This window comes from Aurantimicrobium minutum (assembly GCF_002355535.1).
Taxonomy (GTDB): Bacteria; Actinomycetota; Actinomycetes; order Actinomycetales; family Microbacteriaceae; genus Aurantimicrobium; species Aurantimicrobium minutum.
In genome coordinates this window covers 603,564-622,971 of sequence record NZ_AP017457.1, presented here as the reverse complement: position 1 = coordinate 622,971, position 19,408 = coordinate 603,564, and the positions used below count along the sequence as shown (strand labels likewise).

Genomic DNA, 19,408 nt, shown 5'->3' with positions numbered 1-19,408 from the left:
AAGATGGCGAAGAACAACGACTCGTTCGTTCATCTCCACGTACATTCTGAATACTCCATGCTTGATGGCGCTGCTCGCGTCAAACCACTTATCCAGGCAGCTGTTGATGCTGGTATGCCGGCAATTGCGATTACCGACCATGGAAACATGTTTGGGGCCTACGACTTCTGGAACACCGCGACCGATGCCGGAATTAAGCCCATCATTGGTACAGAGGCTTACCTCACTCCGGGAACGCACCGTACAGACAAAACTCGTGTTCGTTGGAACAACGGGGGAGATGATGACGTCTCCGGTGGTGGCGCTTATACCCACATGACGCTCCTATCGGCATCGACGGAGGGTATGCATAACCTCTTCAAGATGTCGTCTCTTGCGTCGCTAGAGGGCTATTACTTCAAGCCTCGCATGGACAGAGAACTACTCAATACCTACGGCAAAGGATTGATTGCGACAACAGGATGCCCAGGTGGTGAAATACAAACCCGTTTGCGTATAGGCCAATACGCAGAAGCTCGTGAAGCAGCAGCTGAGTTCCGAGACATTTTCGGAGCTGAGAATTTCTTTGTTGAAATTATGGATCATGGGTTAGATATTGAGCGACGGGTAGTTACTGATCTGATCAAGCTCTCCAAAGACTTGGGATTGCCTCTTGTAGCAACGAATGATCTTCATTACACGCATGCACACGATGCAGACGCGCATGCTGCATTGTTATGTGTTCAGTCGGGCTCTACTCTTGATGACCCAAACAGATTTAAATTCGAATCTAACGAGTTCTATCTTAAATCTGCAGCAGAAATGCGTCGACTCTTTGCCGATTACCCCGAGGCATGCGACAACACTCTCCTCATCGCAGAACGTTGCGAAACCAGTTTCGAAAAGCGTGACCTCATGCCGCGTTTTCCTGTGCCTGAAGGAGAAACTGAGGCCAGCTGGTTTGCGAAAGAAGTAGCTGCCGGGTTGGAAAAAAGGTTCCCTCAGGGCGTTCCTGAAGCACATCAAGCTCAAGCTAAGTATGAAGTTGATGTCATTATTCAAATGGGTTTCCCCGGCTACTTCCTAGTTGTTGCGGATTTCATTGCATGGGCACGAAAGCAAGGCATTCGTGTTGGACCGGGCCGCGGTTCGGCAGCAGGTTCACTCGCTTCTTATGCCATGGGAATTACTGAACTGGACCCTCTGCATCACGGTCTTATTTTTGAGCGTTTCCTCAACCCTGAGCGTGTTTCTATGCCGGATGTTGACGTTGACTTTGATGATCGTCGCCGCGGTGAGGTCATCAAATACGTCACCGAAAAATATGGTGATGATCGTGTTGCACAAATCGTGACCTATGGCACAATCAAGGCAAAACAAGCACTGAAAGACTCTGCCCGTGTACTTGGTATGCCATATTCGGTCGGTGAAAAACTGACAAAGGCAATGCCGCCCTCGATTATGGGCAAAGATATCTCCCTTACCGAGATCATGGATCCCCAGTCAGCGCGATATAAAGAAGCAAATGATTTCCGCTCAGTCTTGGAATCTGATGTTGATGCGCAAACAGTGTTCAACACAGCTCAGGGAATTGAAAATCTCAAACGCCAATGGGGTGTTCACGCTGCTGGTGTGATCATGTCGGCTGAACCGCTGATGGATGTTATCCCCATCATGAAACGCGAAGATGATGGAGCAATCATCACCCAGTTTGACCAGCCCCCTTGTGAGTCTTTGGGGCTACTCAAAATGGACTTCTTGGGTCTTCGTAACCTCACGGTTATTCAGGATGCTTTGGTCAATATCAAGAACAACCGTGGAATTACCGTAGAACCTGAAACACTTGACCTAGATGCAGACCCTGCAACGTACGAACTCCTCTCTCGAGGGGACACACTTGGAGTTTTCCAGCTCGATGGCGGTCCCATGCGTGCACTATTGAGGCAATTGAAACCAACAAACTTCGAAGATATTTCCGCGGTTATTGCCCTTTACCGACCAGGTCCAATGGGAATGAATTCGCATACAAACTATGCGCTTCGCAAAAATGGTCTGCAAGAAATTGAGCCCATTCATCCTGAGCTTGAAGAACCACTTTCTGAGATTCTGGGAACAACATACGGCCTCATTGTCTATCAAGAGCAAGTGATGGCTGTCGCGCAAAAAGTCGCAGGCTTCACACTAGGGCAAGCAGATGTTTTGCGTCGCGCCATGGGAAAGAAGAAGAAGTCGGAACTGGATAAGCAGTTTGCCGATTTCGAAGCGGGAATGATTTCCAACGGATATTCGCCCAGTGCCGTCAAGATTCTCTGGGATACCCTCATGCCATTCGCTGACTACGCCTTCAACAAGGCTCATTCTGCAGGGTATGGCGTTTTGAGTTATTGGACCGCGTATCTCAAGGCAAATTTCCCAGCAGAGTACATGGCTGCACTGTTGACTTCTGTGGGTGATTCCAAGGACAAACTTGGTATGTATCTCTCTGAATGTCGACGTATGGGTCTGAACGTCCTCGCTCCCGACGTCAACGAATCTGATGGTGTCTTTTCGGCAGTTGGAACAGATATCCGTTTTGGCATGGGTGCCATACGTAACGTGGGATTTGGAGTCGTTGAACATATCAAAGCAGCACGCTTGGAAAAAGGAAGATTCGATTCATTTCATGACTTCTTGAAGAAAGTTCCACTTCCAGTAGCAAATAAAAAGACGTTGGAATCACTGATCAAAGCCGGTGCTTTTGACGCTATGGGTAATACCCGAAGAGCACTGGTCGAAATTCATGAAGACGCGGTCGAATCAGCAGTCAGCCTGAAGCGTAACGAGGCAAACGGGCAAGTTGACCTTTTCGGCGACATGTTTGAATTTGAGCAGGATCACACTCAAGTTCCTGATCGTCCCGAATTCACAAAGCGTGACAAACTCGCCTTTGAACGTGAAATGTTGGGTCTTTACGTATCTGATCACCCTTTGGCAGGGCTAGAACTCCAATTGGCGAAACACGCCACTATCACCATCAATGAGCTCACTACGAACGATCAAACAAATGATGGCGACATTGTTGTTCTGGCTGGACTGGTGACAGAAGTTCAACGGCGCATTGCTAAAAAGTCAGGAAACGCATACGGAATAATCAAGCTCGAAGATTTCGGGGGAGAGCTTGACATAATGCTGCTGGGGCGCACGTATCAAGAATTTGGCCCCATGCTCGAAACTGACATGGTGCTTGCAGTCAAGGGTCGAGTTAATGTTCGTGATGACGGTGTCAACATCCAAGCTATGAGCATGTTTGTTCCAGATCTCGGATCAAACATCACGAACAATGCACCGCTAAATCTTGTGCTTCCGGAAATCAGAGCAACATCTTCGACAGTGTCAGAGCTATCAGAAGTACTCAAAAGACACCCAGGTGAATCAGAAGTTCGACTCAAGCTCACACGAGGAGATGTTGCCCGTGTTTTCGAATTGCCAGCACGAGTGAACGTGAATTCTGATTTATTCGGTGAACTCAAGTCACTTCTCGGTCCTGGCTGTCTCGGGTAGCGAAATAGACTGGACTGGCCATGATTCGAACTATAGACCTTCGCGGAACACGACCTAATCGAGAAGAATTACTTGCCTTAATTCCACGTAATTCACTTGATGTTCAGACCGCTTCAAGCATCGCTGCTGAGTTAATCTCAGACGTTTGTGAACGTGGCGTTCTCGCATTACAGGAGCAAGCGTTCAATTTAGATGGTGTCTCAGGCCACAATATTCGTGTCCCTCAAGAGCATATTGACCAAGCTGTTGCTGAACTCAGCTCACAACTTCGCTCTTCACTCGAAGAAACTATTTCTCGCGTTCGGCTCGGATCTCAAGCTCAGGTTCCTTCTCAAACTTCCACAGTGATTGCTCCCGGTGCGACCATCATTCAACGCTGGCAACCAGTTGAACGGGTCGGTTTATACGTACCTGGCGGCAAGGCAGTTTATCCATCCAGCGTGATCATGAATGTAGTTCCTGCCCAGGTAGCAGGCGTGACCTCTATCGCATTAGCCTCACCGCCCCAAGCGCAATATGACGGAAGAGTTCATCCGACCATCTTGGCTGCTGCTGGCCTCCTCGGAATTTCTGAGGTTTATGCGATGGGCGGTGCAGGAGCTGTTGGAGCGTTCGCATTTGGCGTTCCAGATTTGGGACTGACACCTGTTAATGTCGTCACCGGTCCAGGAAATATTTATGTTGCCGCCGCAAAACGCTTGGTCCGGGGAACTGTTGGTATCGATTCTGAAGCTGGACCAACGGAAATATTGATCATCGCAGACTCTTCTGCCAATCCCGCTTTCGTTGCAGCTGATCTTATTTCCCAAGCAGAACATGATGAAATGGCATCTGCAGTCCTGGTGACAGATTCTGAAGTTTTCGCTGCTGCAACTGCGCAGGAAATTTCTCGGCAGGCGCCGTTAACAAAACATGCAGAACGTGTGGAGACCTCACTCAATGGCAATCAATCAGCGCTTGTCATTGTCGATGACCTCGATATTGCTGTTGATTTCAGTAATGCATATGGTCCAGAACATTTAGCAATTCATACCTCTAATGCACATCAGCTTGTTACTTCGATCAATAATGCAGGAGCTATTTTTGTTGGTGATTTCACTCCGGTGAGTCTGGGGGATTATTCAGCGGGGTCTAATCACGTTTTGCCCACGGCTGGACAGGCTCTCTTTTCATCAGGCCTTGGAGCGTATACATTTTTGAGACCTCAGCAAATTGTGGAATATACCAAGGACGCCTTGTCGTCAGTAGCCGAAGGCATCAGATCACTCTCCGATGATGAGGACTTACCGGCTCACGGTGATGCTGTAGATATTCGTTTCCAACAAGAGGACAATTAGCCGAATGTATTGCCCATTTTGCCGTCATTCTGATTCTCGAGTGATTGATTCTCGAACAAGCGATGATGGTTTGTCGATTAGACGTCGTAGACAGTGTCCTGAATGCAACGGCAGATTCTCGACCCTTGAAACCGCATCACTCTCAGTTATCAAACGATCAGGTGTTGTTGAAGCTTTCTCGCGCGAAAAAGTCGTTCTCGGAGTCCGTAAAGCGTGTCAAGGTCGTCCGGTTACAGATGCTGATTTAGCTGTCTTGGCTCAGAAAGTTGAAGAAACAATCCGTGCCACTGGCGCTTCACAAATTGAGGCAAATGAAATCGGTTTAGCGATCTTGCCGTCTCTTCGTGAATTAGATGAAGTTGCATACCTGCGTTTTGCGAGCGTTTATCAAGCTTTTGAATCTCTAGAAGATTTTGAGGCCGCTGTACAAACATTGCGTGCAGAACGAGCGAATGGTCCTGCCTCCGAATGATGACGACGCACAACGGTAGCCACGGTTTCTACAATTTCATTTTTCATTCGTTTTTCAAACATCTTGATGCTGAAAAGGCTCATCATCTCGGCGCGTTAGTCATTCGGATTACTGGACTTCCCGGAATTCGCCACGTAAAACATGCATTTACCCGGCCTGCTCCAGAACTCCATGTCCAAGCTTTAGGCCTGAACTTTGATTCGCCTTTCGGCATGGCTGCAGGTTTTGACAAGGATGTCAACATGGTGTCTGGCCTTTATGCGCTGGGATTTGGTCACGTAGAAGTCGGAACTCTGACAGCACACGCACAGCCAGGCAACCCGAAACCTCGACTATTCCGTCTGATTCCTGATAGGGCCCTGATCAATCGGATGGGATTCAATAATCATGGTGCAGCAGCGGCAGTTCCACGGCTCAACAAACTTCGTAAACTCAAACACCGCCCCGTTATCGGAGTGAACATTGGTAAATCACGCATCGTGGATGTTGAGAATGCGATAGATGATTACCTGACCAGTACACGCCTTCTTGCTCCGCTTGCTGACTATCTCGTTGTCAACGTGAGTTCCCCCAACACTCCAGGTTTGAGGGGTTTACAAGAAATTTCTTCGTTGTCACCGTTATTGACGGCTGTGAAGGAAGCCTCAGGAAATACTCCGTTGTTAGTGAAGATTGCTCCTGATCTGAGTTCTGAAGAAATCCGTGAAATCGCTCAATTAGTCACCACGCTCAAACTAGATGGAATTATTGCGACGAACACCACCATCAGCCGTAGTGGTTTGCTAACTCCTCGAGAGAAAGTGGACGCAATCGGTGCAGGAGGGTTATCTGGTGCACCGCTTCATGACAGATCCCTTGAGGTACTCAAAGAGCTTCGTGACGTTGTTCCTGCCGAAATGTGTGTGATTTCGGTCGGGGGTATTGAAACTGCACAACAAATTCAGGAACGTCTCGATGCTGGTGCAACCCTTGTACAGGGATACTCGGGATTTATCTACAACGGCCCTGCATGGGCTTTGTCTATAAACAGACGTCTGCGCAAAATGCGCAAAGAACAGCTTTAGCTGGGGAACTGACGTCGTCCAACTTGTGGCTTGGGTAAGCGCAAAGGGCGCATTTGCAAGCTTCGCATGCCGGCATACCAACGAACACCCTTATCAATGGAGCCGAACTTTTCAGTCATCTTCTTGCGCAGACGAATACTCAAAATCATGACATCAGTAAGCGCAATAAAGAAGAAGGACCACAGCACCAAGAATGAACTTTCTTGGACCGGCAAGCTCGGAATAAAGGTCATGATGATGACCAAGAACATGAAAGGAACCATTAATTCACCGACGTTGTAGCGAGCATCTACATAGTCACGGGCATATTTCTTCTGAGGTCCGCGGTCGCGTAGTGGAAGGTATCGTTCATCTCCAGAAGCTAAACCGATGCGAGCACGGTTACGTTCTTCGTTCATGCGTGCGCGTTCTAGTCGACGAGCTTCTTTGCGGTCGTCAGGGACCAAAGGGCGCTTGTTGGCTGCTTCACGCTCTTTACGGCTAGGGGTTGGATGTCCTTTTCCTACAACTTCTTGTGAAGTAGTTTCAGGGGCCTCTTCAGACTTTTTCGCCACGGTATTCCTTCAATCGATACGTTCGAACATAAGATTACCGGCATGACCGATTCACTTCCTGACGTTGAGCTCAAAGTTTCGTCTCATTTCCCTCAAGTAATCGATACTTTGACAGAACTGGTGGCAATTCCCTCAGTCTCATGGCCTGCCTTTGACCAAATTGAAGTAGAGCGCAGCGCCGAGAAAATTGTTTCTCTAGTGGACGAACTTGATTTTTTTGACTCTGTTGAGCTTCTGAAGGCTTCTATCGGTGAGACACAAGATCTTGGACAACCAGCGGTTGTTGCCAGAAGAGAAGCTTCGACTGGATATCCCACAATCCTTTTATATGCCCACCATGACGTTCAGCCCCCTGGTGATATTTCATTGTGGGAAACACCACCTTTTGTAGCGACGCAACGAGACGGGCGTTTATTCGGTCGAGGATGTGCTGATGACAAAGCTGGAATTCTTGTTCACTTGACGTCTATTCGAATCTTGAAAGAACTGGAAAACACTCCGAATCTTGGTGTTGTTCTTTTCATTGAGGGCGAAGAAGAATATGGATCACCTTCGTTTGATAACTTTCTTTCGCTCTACCGAGCCAAGCTTGAATCAGATGTCATCCTTGTTGCAGACTCGGGAAATTGGGACACTTCGACCCCTGCACTGACAACAACTTTGCGCGGAAACGTGACGTTCAAACTCAGTCTCAGAACACTCGACCATGCGCTTCATTCTGGAATGTTTGGGGGAGTGGTTCCCGATTCATTTACTGTATTTAGCCAACTTGTTTCTAGCTTCTATGACAAGTCTGGTTCTGTCGATATTCCAGGTCTAGACAAAACTTTAACTACGGATCTGTCATATTCTGAGAAGCGAATTCGAGAAGAAAGTGGTGTGCTTCCTGAAGTAGATCTGATTGGAAGTGGTGACATTCTGTCCAGGCTTTGGACGCAACCCTCTATAACTGTTACTGGTGTTGATTTCCCCTCCATCGAAAATGCTTCAAACACTCTTGTCCCAGAAATTTCGGCCCGCATCAGTCTTCGCGTCGCTCCTGGGCAACGTGCACAGGATGCATTACAAGCGTTTTCTGGCTACGCAGAAGCGTTTTTGAAGTCGAAGGCTGTTTATTCCATAACCGATGTCAGTACCGGGGAAGGATTTGTTACAGATATTCAAGGTTGGGCTGCGAAATCTATGGAGAAATGTCTTTCTGAGGCGTTTGGTACAGAATGCGTTGAGATGGGCGTCGGCGGTTCAATTCCATTTATTTCAAGTTTTGTTGATGTTTTCCCAGGCGCCCAGGTACTCGTGACAGGTGTGGAAGATCCTGATTCCTGCGCTCACAGTCCCAATGAATCGTTGGACCTCAGCTCATTCCAAAAGGCAATTACTGCTCAGTCACTTTTTTTGCTTCGGTGTAATCAGCAATCGACTTAATGCACAGGAATACTTCAGCACCCCAGCACGTTGTCAGAATAGAATCTAAACAAGCGAAGAATCACCTTCCAAGGAGCGGAAATGAATGAAACGACAACCACGCAATCTCGTGCACACGGTGTTGGTTTGACCGATGCTGCTGCTGAAAAGGTTAAAACTCTTCTTGCACAAGAAGGGCGAGATGATCTCCGTCTTCGGATTGCCGTTCAGCCCGGTGGTTGTTCCGGTTTGATTTACCAGCTTTACTTTGATGAACGCTCGCTCGAGGGCGACGCAGTCGTTGATTTTGGGGGAGTAGAGGTCGCTGTCGACAAAATGAGCGTTCCCTATCTAGATGGTGCCACTATCGACTTCGAAGACACCATCCAAAAGCAAGGATTTACCATTGACAACCCTAATGCTGAGGGTAGCTGTGCATGTGGGGATTCATTCCACTAAAGAACTTTCATTTTTGCTTCACCAGAGCGAAAATTAGGCCGTTTGTTACACAAACAACCTCTCTACTGAGGGTAGAGTTGAACATGTTCGTTTCTGTGTGATTCGAACTTTGAAAAGTGTTTGTGAAAGGCCAAAAGTGCGTTCTACACGTCGAATCCGATGGGCTGCCATTCCGTTAGCAGCAACGCTGGTACTTGCCATGACGGCGTGTACAGATCAAGAACTCGCAGGCTACATGCCTGGTTTCGTTTCTGGTGCAGAGCCAGTAACCAATCACACAAAACTCATCACCGATTTCTGGGTAAACAGCTGGATTGTTCTCTTCGCAGTTGGTTTCATTGCTTGGGGCTTAATGCTTTGGTCGATGGTTGTTTACCGCCGTCGCAAGACTGACACTGGGCTCCCAGTACAGCTGCGTTACAACATGCCGATCGAAGTTTTCTTCACAGTCGTGCCACTCATCCTTATCCTGGGTTTCTTCGCATTCACAGCTCGTGATGAAGCAATTATCGAAAAGCGATTTGATAACCCTGAAGTCACTATTCAGGCTTTTGGTAAGCAATGGGCCTGGGACTTCAACTACACCAACGAAGATGTTTACTACTCTGGCATCCAGGTCCAGCCTGATCTTTCTCCAGATGCTCCTCAAGGGGCGATTCTTCCTGAATCATTACCAACCCTTTACTTACCTGTTGGTAAAACTGTTGAAATTCAACTCAATGCCCGTGACGTTATTCACTCGTTCTGGGTAATTGACTTCTTATACAAAAAGGACATGATTCCGGGTAAGACCAACTACATGTCCATCATTCCTCAGCGTGAAGGTACTTACGCTGGAAAGTGTGCTGAACTGTGTGGAGAATTCCACTCACAGATGCTCTTCCAGGTAAAGGTTGTCTCTCAGGCAGAATACGATGCTTATATTGAAAGCCTCCGCGAACAGGGCTTCGAGGGCCAGCTTGGCAACGAATATGACCGTGTTACAAACCAAGCGAATGTTGTTGCATCCGCTACAGAGTCGAAGTAAGGAACTGTGATGAGCTCAACTCTGACTCCAACGCCCGTCGTTACTACTACTGAGAAGCCTCAGACAGTAGGAGTGACTCGTCCTGTCAAAAAGGGAAACATCGTCGTTAAGTGGCTTACCTCCACTGACCACAAAATCATTGGTCACATGTACAACATCACCTCGATTTTGTACTTCCTGCTTGCAGGTGTGATGGCACTGATTATTCGTGCACAACTATTTGCACCTGGTCTCAATGTTCTGCAGACTAAAGAGCAGTACAACCAGATGTTCACCATGCACGGAACAATCATGCTTCTGTTAGTGGCCACTCCATTGTTCGCTGGTCTAGCAAACGCAATTCTTCCGCTTCAAATTGGAGCTCCTGACGTTGCTTTCCCACGTCTGAACATGCTCTCGTTCTGGCTCTACTTTTTCGGTGCGCTTATCACCGTAGGTGGATTCTTGACTCCTCAAGGTGCTGCGAGCTTCGGTTGGTTTGCCTATGCGCCATTGTCCGACACCACCTTCTCACCAGGTATTGGCTCCAACATGTGGGTACTCGGTCTCGCAATGGGTGGTTTCGGAACCATTCTTGGTGCTGTGAACTTCATCACAACCATCATCACCATGCGCGCACCCGGCATGACCATGTTCCGCATGTCGATCTTCTCGTGGAACATTCTGATTACATCGATCCTTGTTCTCCTGGTATTCCCAATTCTCGCTGTAGCTCTCTTTGGTTTAGCTGCTGACAGAATCTTTGACGCACACGTATTCGATGCGGCAACCGGCGGGGCAATTCTCTGGCAACACATGTTCTGGTTCTTTGGTCACCCTGAGGTTTACATCCTCGCGCTGCCATTCTTTGGTGTTGTCTCGGAAATAATTCCAGTCTTTAGCCGCAAGCCCATCTTCGGTTACAAGACTTTGGTATACGCAACCATTGCTATTGGTGCTCTGTCCATGACTGTCTGGGCTCACCACATGTATGTCACCGGTTCGGTTCTACTTCCATTCTTCGCTCTGCTGACCATGCTTATTGCGGTACCCACAGGTGTGAAGATTTTCAACTGGATTGGAACCATCTTCCGTGGATCTGTCACATTCGAAACACCAATGATGTTTGCATTAGCTTTCGTATTCAATTTCGTATTTGGTGGTCTTACCGGAATCATCCTGGCTTCGCCAGTGCTCGACTTCCACATGTCTGATTCCTACTTCGTCGTCGCTCACTTCCACTACGTCATTGTTGGCGCTTTGATCTTCGCTCTATTTGGTGCCTTCTACTTCTGGTGGCCAAAGTGGACCGGAAAGATGCTCAACGAACGCCTCGGAATGTGGCACTTCTGGCTGTTCTTCATCAGCTTCCACATGACATTCCTCGTTCAGCACTGGCTAGGTGTCATCGGTATGCCACGTCGTTACGCCACTTATTTGCCAGAAGATGGTTTCACCTGGATGAACCAGCTCTCCACAGTTGGCGCTTTCTTGATGGCTGTATCTCTTCTTCCGTGGGTTCTCAATGTCTACCTCACCGCTCGTTATGGAGCTAAGGTGACGGTCAACGACCCTTGGGGTTACGGCCGCTCTCTGGAGTGGGCTACTTCTTGCCCACCCCCACGTCACAACTTCACTTCTATTCCACGTATCCGTAGCGAGTCTCCTGCGTTCGATCTCAATCACCCAGAACTTGCACCTAGCGGTTACACCAGCGCTCCTGCTCTAGCTGGAAAGGCATAACCTAAATATGAAAAGCAATGTCGTCATGCTCCTCGTTTTGGGGGCATACTTCCTACTTTCAGGAATCGTTTACATCATCTGGAACCATCTAGCTGGTCAGGAATTTGAAGCTACGGGATCCATAGGTCTGCTTCTTTCGGCTGTTCTCGCAGGTTTCGTAGCGTTCTTCCTCAACATGGTGAACCGCTCACAAGGCGGAATCCTGCTACCTGAAGACACTCCTAATGCAGACATTGATGATGCAGATCCTGATCTGGGACACTTCAGTCCGTGGAGCTGGTGGCCACTCATCCTTGGTGCAGCCATTGGACTTGTATTCCTCGGTCTCGCTGTCGGCTTCTGGATTATTTTCTTAGCTATTCCATTTGTATTGATTGCAGTGACAGGTTGGACATACGAGTACTACCGAGGAAACTTCGGTCACTAACTCACAACAAATTTACGGGCCCCAGATCTATTTCTGGGGCCTTTTTGTTTGTGCACAAGTATCGTGAAGAACCGCACTACAGATGAATCCAGATCAATCCATTGAGTACTGAATACCTGCGTGATCTGTACAGCATAATCACGATTCCCCCAGAAGACTATGAGCTCTGAACAGATGCGATTTAGACCCTGAGATTTTTCTGTGGACAATTTCATAACGAATTACTCTTTTATGTGCCTACCGGAGGTTATTGTGACGCTACAGAGCTACAGAGCTACAGAGCTACAGAGCTACAGAGCTACAGAGCTACAGAGCTACAGAGCTACAGAGCTACAGAGCTACAGAGCTACAGAGCTACAGAGCTACAGAGCTACACAGCTGCCCTGAATACCCCCCCCAGTGGTTGCTGACTAACTGTTGAGTAAAGAATCAGAAAACAAACTTCAACTCGTTGAAATTTCTCTTTTGATCGTTCAGCGGTATTCATTTCTGTCTTGAAACGTATGAATGTTCGCTAGACAGCCCTTATCGATACGCGTGTGACACATTTTGTCTCGAAAATGAGCATAAAAAGAGAACCCCTCCGGAGAGGGGTTCTCTTTCGTGTGAATTTAGTGGTGTGCGTGCTCGAGAGCTAGCTTGTACTCTTCCTGTGTTACAGGAGCAATACGGTCCTCAAAGAAGAAGCGTGAGAGCGATGCTCGCAGTCGCATACCTGTTGTAATCTTTCCCTGTGGGTTAGGTCGCAACATAATGGGTGCGTTGTCGTTATAGGAGACAAGCTGCCAACGGTCATAAGCGTCCAACTGTTGGTGAACTTCAATGAATTCTCCGCCTGGAAGACGAACAATGCGACCAGTCTCATAACCGTGAAGCAGAATCTCACGATCCTTCTTCTGTAGTGCCAGAGCAATTCGCTTTGTTACGACAAACGCAATAATTGGGCCAACGATCAGGAGAATTTGGAGTGTGTTAATGACACCCTCCATAGTCACCTTGAAGTGAGTAGCAATGATGTCGGAGGACGCTGCTGCCCATAGAACTGCGTAGAAGGTCACACCAGCAGCACCGATAGCGGTACGTACGGGAGCGTTTCGAGGACGATCGAGTAGGTGGTGCTCGCGCTTGTCACCCGTTACCCAAGCCTCAACGAAGGGGTAAGCGAATGCAGCAGCAAGGAACACAACCAGAATTAGTACCGGAATGATGATGTTCCAGGACCATGTGTAACCGAACCAGTATGTTTCTAGGTGGGGTGGGATCAGACGCAGAGCACCATCGGCAAAACCGATGTACCAGTCCGGCTGAGTACCTGCAGAAACAGGGGAGGGGTCATATGGTCCATAGTTCCAAATTGGGTTGATTGTTACGGTTGCAGCCATGAGCATGACAACACCGAATACCAGGAAGAAGAATCCGCCTGCCTTCGCTGCGTAAACAGGAAGGATGGGGAAGCCAACAACATTCTCTTCGGTCTTACCTGGGCCAGGATACTGAGTGTGCTTGTGAATGATGACGAACATCAGGTGAAGCACGATGAAAATCAGCACGAAAGCAGGCAACAGGAGGATGTGCAAAGAGTAGAGACGACCAACAATGTCGTCACCGGGGAATTCGCCACCGAAGAGGAGGAATGTGATCCAGGTACCCACTACAGGCAAACCGAGGATCATTCCGTCGATAATACGGAGACCGTTTCCAGAGAGCAGATCATCGGGAAGTGAATATCCAGTAAATCCCTCTGCCATAGCGAGCACAAACAGAACGAATCCAATAGACCAGTTCAGTTCGCGTGGCTTGCGGAAAGCACCAGTGAAGAACACGCGCAACATGTGCAAACCGATACTTGCTACGAAAAGAAGAGCCGCCCAGTGGTGGACTTGGCGCATAAGCAATCCACCGCGGATATCAAAAGAGATATCTAGTGTTGACGCCATAGCCGCTGACATTTCAATTCCCTTGAGGGGTACATAGGAACCCTCATAGTGAACTGGAGTCATGGACGCTTGGAAAAAGAAGGTTAAGAAGCTTCCAGAAAGCAAGATGATGACGAAGCTGTACAGAGCGACTTCACCGAGCAGGAAGGACCAGTGGTCGGGGAAAACTTTGCGACCGAATTCCTTTACGGCGCCAGAAATACTAGTGCGCTCGTCAAGGTAGTTGGAGAACTTTCCTACAACGCCACTTTGTGCAGGTGCCGTTACATTACTCATTTAGCGCGCTCCCAGAAGCTAGGTCCAACAGGTTCAGTAAAGTCACTACGTGCAATAAGGTAGCCTTCGTCATCCACAGTGATAGGAAGCTGGGGGAGAGGGCGGGCTGCGGGGCCAAAAATCACGGCACATTCGTTGGCAATGTCGAACTGTGACTGGTGACAAGGGCACAGTAGGTGGTGTGTTTGTTGTTCATAGAGAGCAACTGGACAACCAACGTGCGTACAAATCTTTGAATATGCAACGATTCCGTCGTAAGACCACGATTCACGTTCTTTACTCGTCCAGTTCAGGTCTTCCTTCTTCAAACGAACAAGAAGAACAGCAGCTTTAGCCTTTGCGTTGAGCATTTCGTGTTCTGGAAGATCAACAAGGCCTTCGGGGATTACCTGGAATGCTGAGCCAATGGTGAGGTCAGATGCCTTAATCGGTGTTCCTTGAGGGTCACGAGTCAGTCGAAGACCCTTTTTCCACATGGTGTGCTTCAGTTCATTATTTGGGTCAACATCCATTGGAGCTAGACCGCGGAACAAAGCAATTGCTGGAAGCGGGAATGCAATCAACGCACCGATGAGACCATTGCGAATGAGAGTTCTGCGGCTGAAACCAGATTCTTCATCAGACTCACGGAAAATTTCTACCGCACGAGCTCGTGTTTCCTCCGTGCCGCGCACTGGGTGTCGGTGATCAATGGCTTCTTTGTCGGCCATTAATGCCTTACCCCAGTGAACGGCAGCGATACCGATAGCAAGGAGTGAGAATGCAATTCCGAGGCCGAGGTAGAGCGTGTTCATTCGAACTGAATGAACGTTTTCAGGTTCGATGGGAACAAACATGTACGCCCATACAGCAAACACACTTGCTGCAATAGAGAAGTAGAAGAGTCCGTAGACAACACGTTCGGCTCGCTTGGCTGCCTTGGGATCAAGGTCTGTTATGCGTGGGCGGTGTGGGGGAAGACCTGGGTTGGTGAATGCGTCGGGTGCAACTACACCAGTCCCGGTTACTTCTGCATTGTCTGCAGGAACGATGTCGGCTTTGCCGTTCTCGTTCTTAGCCATGTTTCTCCTTTAGATTCTTTCTAAACTTTGGTGAAGTCTTAGTTCGACTTAGCAGTAACCCAGACAGTCAGCGCAACGATTGCACCGAGACCGAAGACCCAGAGGAAGAGACCTTCTGATACTGGACCAAGACTTCCAAGTTCAAGACCTCCAGCTGATGGGTTTTCTTGGATGTAGGTCAGGTAAGAGATGATGTCCTTCTTCTCTTCGGGGGTGAGATTCAGGTCATTGAAAACGGGCATGTTCTGGGGACCAGTCAACATTGCTTCATATACGTGAACTGCAGCTACACCCTTGAGTTCAGGGGCATATTTACCTTCAGTAAGAGCACCGCTAGCTCCAGCGACGTTGTGGCACATTGCACAGTTGATGCGAAAGAGCTCACCACCGTTGGCAACGTCGCCTCCTTCAAGCATCGACTGGCTTGGAATTGCAGGGCCGGGAGCCAATGACGCTACATATGCTGCGAGTGCTTTGGTTTGCTCATCGGTAAATTGAACTGGCTTTTGCTCTGCCTGGGGACCAGACATCTGCATTGGCATGCGGCCAGTACCAACCTGGAAGTCGACAGATGCGGAGCCGACACCAATCAGAGTCGGTCCATTTTCAGTACCTTGTGCTTGCTTGCCGTGGCACGTTGCACAGTTAGCTGCAAAAAGCTTTTGTCCCTCTTCGATAACAGCGGGTGAGCTTAAGTCAGTGTTTGCGTTGGCTGTGCCGGTGCTGAAGGCAGCATAAGCACCTCCAGTTGCGACAAGGCCAATCAGAATCAAGGCAACAGAGGCAAGAGGGCCACGGCGTCCTTGACGAGCTGTTTGTGCAGTCTTCTTCTTAAACATGAACTATTTACCGTCCGTTATTTATTTGAGTACGTAGATGACGAGGAACAGGCCGATCCAGACAACGTCCACAAAGTGCCAGTAGTACGAGACAACGATTGCACTGGTTGCCTCTTTGTGACCGAAGTTCTTGACGGCAAAGGCACGACCAATGACCAACAAGAATGCAATCAATCCACCGGTCACGTGCAGACCATGGAAACCAGTGGTGAGATAGAACGCGGTTCCGTAAGCATTTCCGTTGAGCGTAATTCCTTCGCTCACGAGCACAGCATATTCATAGACCTGGCCAGTGACGAATATCGCTCCAAGAACATATGTGAGGAAGAACCACTCAACCATTCCCCATTGCGAAAGTTTCCATCCAGTCGAACGGGGTTGCATGCGTTCAGCAGCAAAAACACCAAATTGAGCGGTTACTGATGAAAGAACCAGGATGATGGTGTTGGTGAGTGAGTAGGGAAAATTGAGAACTTCTGACCCTGCTGCCCACTGTTCTGGGGCTGCAGTACGCAGTGTGAAGTAAATCGCAAACAAGCCTGCGAAGAACATAACTTCGCTGCCAAGCCAGACGATAGTTCCGACCGCAACAGGGTTGGGTCGACTCACAGTTGGAGTAATGGATGCTGAGTTCATAGTGGCTGCTGTCACCTTTCTATTATGGCGGAAATGACAAGTGGCGTGGGCGCAATCGACGACCGCCACGCTGTACAAGTAGCCTGTTACCTATGAGCGAAAACTACTCGTGGCCACAAATCCTCACTTCACTTCTTGAAGACACTGATTTGACCATTTCTGAAGCGGAATGGTCAATGAACCAAATAATTACTGGAAATGCAACGAATGCCCAAATTGCTGGATTTTTGATTGCATTGCGCTCCAAAGGTGAAGCGGTACACGAGCTAGTTGGATTCCGCGACGCTGTCCTCTCTAATGCCCTCGAACTACCCGTGCCTGCAATGGCACTAGATATCGTTGGTACGGGCGGAGACCGTCACAACACAGTTAACATCTCGAGTACAGCAGCCATTGTGTGTTCTGCAGCAGGTGTTCCAGTCGTTAAGCATGGAAACCGTGCAGCAAGTAGTGCCTCTGGTTCCTCAGATGTTCTCTCTGAACTCGGAATTAATCTTGGTCTGACCAATACCCAAGTGGCTCAGGTACTAGACAAAGTAGGAATCACTTTTGCGTACGCGGCAGCTTTCCATCCAGGTTTCCGGCACGTAGCAGAAGCGCGACGTGATCTTGGTGTACCTACAATTTTCAATATCCTTGGCCCCTTGTGTAACCCCGCACGTCCGGAAGCATCTGCTGTAGGAGTTGCCCATTTGGATAGGGTTCCCCTGATCACTGGAGTATTTCGCACACGTGATGCAACAGCTCTTGTCTTCCGTGGTGATGATGGTCTCGATGAGTTGACGACCACTGGTCACAGTCACATCTGGGAAATATCACGAGGTCAAATTGTTGAGCACGACCTCGACCCATCTGATTTAGGTATCCCACGCGCCCGACTAGAGGACATTCGAGGTGGTGAACCCAGTTACAACGCACAGGTGCTCAAGAACACCCTTGCCGGAGAAACAGGGCCAGTGAGAGATATTGTGTTGCTCAACGCGGCAGCTGGTTTAGTTTCCTATGAGCTTGCCCAAGATTCATCACAAGTCCTAAGACCCATCGCGGAAAGACTGCACGAAAAAATAGAGCTTGCTTCACAAGCAATTGATTCTGGTGCTGCCACGTCCAAACTCAAAGACTGGGTTCAGGCAACACAGATTTAATTTTGCGGAGAGTCAATATCTACCCAGTTCAGACTCTTCTCTACTGCTTTGTTCCACACACGCAGACGACGGGATCTCTCCTCCTCGGAGAATCTAGGTTCCCACCTAGATTGTTCTTGCCACAGGGATCGAAGTTCATCAGTGCTCTGCCAATAACCAACTGCTAAACCAGCAGCATAGGCTGCTCCGAGTGCTGTTGTTTCTGCAATGACCGGTCTCACGACGGGAACACCCAGAATGTCTGCTTGGAACTGCATTAACAAATTGTTGGCAATCATCCCACCATCAACCCGTACTTCTTTGAGTGGAAGACCTGTATCTGCATTTGTAGCATCAAGAACTTCTCGAGTCTGGAATGCAACTGCTTCCAAAGCTGCACGTGCAATATGTGCTTTGTTGACATAGCGGGTGAGACCGACGATGACTCCTCGCGCGTCAGGTCTCCAGTGTGGGGCGAATAAACCACTAAACGCGGGAACAAAATATGCGCCCCCGTTGTCTTCAACGCTTGAAGCCAATTCCTCGATTTCACTTGCACTCGAGATTATGCCGAGGTTGTCACGCAACCATTGAATCAGAGACCCGGTTACCGCTATTGAGCCCTCTAAAGCGTAATTGGCAGGTTGTTCTCCCAACTTATAAGCAACAGTTGTGAGAAGACCATTACGTGAATGCACAATGTCGTGCCCGGTGTTAAAAATCAGAAAATTACCAGTTCCGTAAGTGTTCTTAGCTTCTCCAGAGGAAAACGCTGCTTGGCCAAAAGTGGCTGCTTGCTGATCTCCAAGAATTCCTGATACTGGCACACCAGGAAGAACCTCTTGTGAAATCCCATATATTTCAGAAGAAGATTTAATCTCCGGCAGTATTTCTTGAGGAATATCAAAGAATCTCAGTAATTCCGCATCCCATTTAAGTGTGTGAAGATTCATCAAAAGTGTCCGAGAAGCATTAGTTACATCAGTTGCATGGACGCCGGTGAGATTCCAGAGCAACCAAGAATCGATAGTGCCAAACGCGAGCTTGTTTTGCGCCGCTAATTTACGAGCATGAGGAACATTCTCAAAAATCCACATAATTTTCGTGGCAGAGAAATAGGAAGCTAGAGGCAATCCCGTTTTTTCTTTGAGCTTATTGAAATCAAAAGAACCATCAGCATTTGCGGCTAGACGATCAACTAATTGTTGAGTTCTCGTGTCTTGCCAGACAATCGCGTTGTAGAGCGGGAGGCCAGTTTCTTTATCCCAAATAACTGTTGTTTCACGCTGGTTTGTAATACCAATCGCGCGGATCTGCACCGGTTTTACCCCTGCATCTTCGACAGCAAGCTCAATGACCTTTTTTGTATTTGCCCAAATTTCCTGGGGGTCGTGCTCCACCCATCCACTGTGAGGAAAGATTTGAGTCGTCTCTAACTGTCCAGTGCCGCATTTATTACCCATGCGATCGAAAACTATTGCTCGTGTACTGGTCGTTCCGTTGTCGATGGCAAGAACATAAGAGTCACTCATGGCTGAAAACTATCAGTA

At 48.5% G+C, this 19,408-nt stretch carries 16 protein-coding genes; 10 read left to right on the top strand and 6 right to left on the bottom strand.

Annotated features, from left to right (window positions below; translation table 11 throughout):
- Positions 1 to 3: 3 nt before the first annotated feature.
- The 4 genes from dnaE to AUMI_RS03025 are packed head-to-tail and all read left to right on the top strand — an operon-like array spanning position 4 to position 6,392.
- Positions 4 to 3,519: a DNA polymerase III subunit alpha gene (gene dnaE, locus AUMI_RS03040; protein WP_096381180.1), complete on the top strand. Its 3,516-nt coding sequence runs from the start codon at positions 4 to 6 to the stop codon at positions 3,517 to 3,519.
- A gap of 20 nt (positions 3,520 to 3,539) precedes the next feature.
- Complete coding sequence (gene hisD / locus AUMI_RS03035) at positions 3,540 to 4,856, top strand: histidinol dehydrogenase (protein ID WP_096381177.1); 1,317 nt, start codon at positions 3,540 to 3,542, stop codon at positions 4,854 to 4,856.
- Positions 4,857 to 4,860: 4 nt separating this feature from the next.
- Entirely contained in the window at positions 4,861 to 5,328 is a 468-nt protein-coding gene (gene nrdR / locus AUMI_RS03030) for a transcriptional regulator NrdR (protein ID WP_096381175.1), read from the top strand.
- Entirely contained in the window at positions 5,325 to 6,392 is a 1,068-nt protein-coding gene (locus AUMI_RS03025; RefSeq protein WP_231951812.1) for a quinone-dependent dihydroorotate dehydrogenase, read from the top strand. Before nrdR ends, AUMI_RS03025 begins: the two co-directional genes overlap by 4 nt.
- Here AUMI_RS03025 and AUMI_RS03020 read toward each other — a convergent pair.
- The gene (locus tag AUMI_RS03020; protein ID WP_096381173.1) at positions 6,389 to 6,946 is read right to left on the bottom strand and encodes a DUF3043 domain-containing protein; all 558 of its coding nucleotides are present in this window, start codon (positions 6,944 to 6,946) and stop codon (positions 6,389 to 6,391) included. The two genes, AUMI_RS03025 and AUMI_RS03020, sit on opposite strands and share 4 nt — an antisense overlap.
- Positions 6,947 to 6,988: 42 nt before the next feature.
- Between AUMI_RS03020 and AUMI_RS03015 the strand changes: the two genes are divergently transcribed.
- The 5 genes from AUMI_RS03015 to AUMI_RS02995 all read left to right on the top strand — a co-directional run bounded on the left by AUMI_RS03015 (position 6,989) and on the right by AUMI_RS02995 (position 11,985).
- Positions 6,989 to 8,371 (top strand): dipeptidase, encoded by a 1,383-nt coding sequence (locus AUMI_RS03015; protein WP_096381171.1) that lies wholly within the window; start codon positions 6,989 to 6,991, stop codon positions 8,369 to 8,371.
- 81 nt (positions 8,372 to 8,452) lie between these two features.
- Complete coding sequence (locus AUMI_RS03010; RefSeq protein WP_096381169.1) at positions 8,453 to 8,809, top strand: HesB/IscA family protein; 357 nt, start codon at positions 8,453 to 8,455, stop codon at positions 8,807 to 8,809.
- A gap of 136 nt (positions 8,810 to 8,945) precedes the next feature.
- A complete protein-coding gene (gene ctaC, locus AUMI_RS03005; RefSeq protein WP_172418242.1) occupies positions 8,946 to 9,836 on the top strand; it encodes an aa3-type cytochrome oxidase subunit II in 891 nt (296 codons plus the stop codon).
- Positions 9,837 to 9,845: 9 nt separating this feature from the next.
- Positions 9,846 to 11,558, top strand: a complete 1,713-nt coding sequence (ctaD, locus tag AUMI_RS03000; protein WP_096381166.1) for an aa3-type cytochrome oxidase subunit I — start codon at positions 9,846 to 9,848, stop codon at positions 11,556 to 11,558.
- Between the two features lie 7 nt (positions 11,559 to 11,565).
- Positions 11,566 to 11,985: a cytochrome c oxidase subunit 4 gene (locus AUMI_RS02995; RefSeq protein WP_096381164.1), complete on the top strand. Its 420-nt coding sequence runs from the start codon at positions 11,566 to 11,568 to the stop codon at positions 11,983 to 11,985.
- Positions 11,986 to 12,596: 611 nt separating this feature from the next.
- Here the strand turns inward: AUMI_RS02995 and qcrB are convergent.
- From qcrB to ctaE, 4 genes are read right to left on the bottom strand one after another with little or no spacing between them, the layout of a single operon-like run.
- Complete coding sequence (qcrB, locus tag AUMI_RS02990; RefSeq protein WP_096381162.1) at positions 12,597 to 14,198, bottom strand: cytochrome bc1 complex cytochrome b subunit; 1,602 nt, start codon at positions 14,196 to 14,198, stop codon at positions 12,597 to 12,599.
- Positions 14,195 to 15,259, bottom strand: coding sequence for a cytochrome bc1 complex Rieske iron-sulfur subunit (gene qcrA / locus AUMI_RS02985; RefSeq protein WP_096381160.1), 1,065 nt, complete (start codon positions 15,257 to 15,259; stop codon positions 14,195 to 14,197). Before qcrA ends, qcrB begins: the two co-directional genes overlap by 4 nt.
- A 38-nt stretch (positions 15,260 to 15,297) precedes the next feature.
- Entirely contained in the window at positions 15,298 to 16,098 is an 801-nt protein-coding gene (gene qcrC / locus AUMI_RS02980; RefSeq protein WP_096381157.1) for a cytochrome bc1 complex diheme cytochrome c subunit, read from the bottom strand.
- A gap of 21 nt (positions 16,099 to 16,119) precedes the next feature.
- The gene (gene ctaE / locus AUMI_RS02975) at positions 16,120 to 16,734 is read right to left on the bottom strand and encodes an aa3-type cytochrome oxidase subunit III (protein WP_231951811.1); all 615 of its coding nucleotides are present in this window, start codon (positions 16,732 to 16,734) and stop codon (positions 16,120 to 16,122) included.
- 92 nt (positions 16,735 to 16,826) lie between these two features.
- Between ctaE and trpD the strand changes: the two genes are divergently transcribed.
- A complete protein-coding gene (gene trpD / locus AUMI_RS02970) occupies positions 16,827 to 17,879 on the top strand; it encodes an anthranilate phosphoribosyltransferase (protein WP_096381153.1) in 1,053 nt (350 codons plus the stop codon).
- Here trpD and glpK read toward each other — a convergent pair.
- Entirely contained in the window at positions 17,876 to 19,390 is a 1,515-nt protein-coding gene (gene glpK / locus AUMI_RS02965) for a glycerol kinase GlpK (protein ID WP_096381151.1), read from the bottom strand. The two genes, trpD and glpK, sit on opposite strands and share 4 nt — an antisense overlap.
- Positions 19,391 to 19,408: the final 18 nt, after the last annotated feature.

Coding starts and splice junctions, on each gene's coding strand:
- dnaE (WP_096381180.1), top strand. CDS start 4: ATGGCGAAGAACAACGACTCGTTCGTTCATCTCCACGTACATTCTGAA.
- qcrB (WP_096381162.1), bottom strand. CDS start 14,198: ATGAGTAATGTAACGGCACCTGCACAAAGTGGCGTTGTAGGAAAGTTC.
- qcrC (WP_096381157.1), bottom strand. CDS start 16,098: ATGTTTAAGAAGAAGACTGCACAAACAGCTCGTCAAGGACGCCGTGGC.
- hisD (WP_096381177.1), top strand. CDS start 3,540: ATGATTCGAACTATAGACCTTCGCGGAACACGACCTAATCGAGAAGAA.
- trpD (WP_096381153.1), top strand. CDS start 16,827: ATGAGCGAAAACTACTCGTGGCCACAAATCCTCACTTCACTTCTTGAA.
- ctaD (WP_096381166.1), top strand. CDS start 9,846: ATGAGCTCAACTCTGACTCCAACGCCCGTCGTTACTACTACTGAGAAG.
- AUMI_RS03025 (WP_231951812.1), top strand. CDS start 5,325: ATGATGACGACGCACAACGGTAGCCACGGTTTCTACAATTTCATTTTT.
- glpK (WP_096381151.1), bottom strand. CDS start 19,390: ATGAGTGACTCTTATGTTCTTGCCATCGACAACGGAACGACCAGTACA.
- AUMI_RS03010 (WP_096381169.1), top strand. CDS start 8,453: ATGAATGAAACGACAACCACGCAATCTCGTGCACACGGTGTTGGTTTG.
- nrdR (WP_096381175.1), top strand. CDS start 4,861: ATGTATTGCCCATTTTGCCGTCATTCTGATTCTCGAGTGATTGATTCT.
- ctaE (WP_231951811.1), bottom strand. CDS start 16,734: ATGAACTCAGCATCCATTACTCCAACTGTGAGTCGACCCAACCCTGTT.
- AUMI_RS02995 (WP_096381164.1), top strand. CDS start 11,566: ATGAAAAGCAATGTCGTCATGCTCCTCGTTTTGGGGGCATACTTCCTA.
- qcrA (WP_096381160.1), bottom strand. CDS start 15,259: ATGGCTAAGAACGAGAACGGCAAAGCCGACATCGTTCCTGCAGACAAT.
- AUMI_RS03015 (WP_096381171.1), top strand. CDS start 6,989: ATGACCGATTCACTTCCTGACGTTGAGCTCAAAGTTTCGTCTCATTTC.